The following is a 689-nucleotide window of genomic DNA, read 5'->3' on the forward strand; positions in this document are numbered from 1 at the left end:
ACCATGCGGGCCGCCGTGCTGAAGCGACAGGGCGTGATTGCCCTGGAAACCCTGGCTGTTCCGCAGCTCGAGGCCGACCAGGTCCTGGTGCAGGTCGCCGCCGTCGGCGTCTGCGGCAGCGACGTCCACTACTACGAACACGGCCGCATCGGCGACTACGTCGTAGACCACCCGCTGATCCTCGGCCACGAACTCTCCGGCCGGATCGCAGCCGTCGGAGACGCCGTTGACCCTGCGCGCATCGGCAAGCGCGTCGCCGTCGAGCCCCAGCGCCCGTGCCGCACCTGCACGCAGTGCCGGGCAGGACGGTACAACCTCTGCCCCGACATCGAGTTCTACGCCACCCCGCCGATCGACGGCGCCTTCGCCGAATACGTCACCATTCAAAGCGACTTTGCCTACGACATCCCGGACAATGTCAGCGACGAGGCGGCCGCCCTGATCGAGCCGCTCTCCGTGGGGCTGTGGGCGTGCGAACGAGCCGGGATCCGCCCCGGACGCCGGGTCCTGATCGCCGGGGCCGGACCCATAGGAATCATCACCGCCCAGGCGGCCCGCGCCTTTGGCGCGACGGAGATCTACATTACGGACATCGCCGAGGACCGGCTCGCCTTCGCTCTGGAACACGGCGCAACCCACGTGATGAATGCCAGAACTGACGGCGTTGAAGGGCTCGACGTGGACGCATT

At 67.9% G+C, this 689-nt stretch carries 1 protein-coding gene; it reads left to right on the forward strand.

The window, feature by feature from the left end; all coding sequences use genetic code 11:
• On the forward strand, positions 1–689 hold a 689-nt coding region (locus tag FDW81_RS17965), incomplete at both ends, for an alcohol dehydrogenase catalytic domain-containing protein (RefSeq protein WP_138135559.1).

The organism is Pseudarthrobacter sp. NamB4 (assembly GCF_005796185.1).
GTDB lineage: Bacteria > Actinomycetota > Actinomycetes > Actinomycetales > Micrococcaceae > Arthrobacter.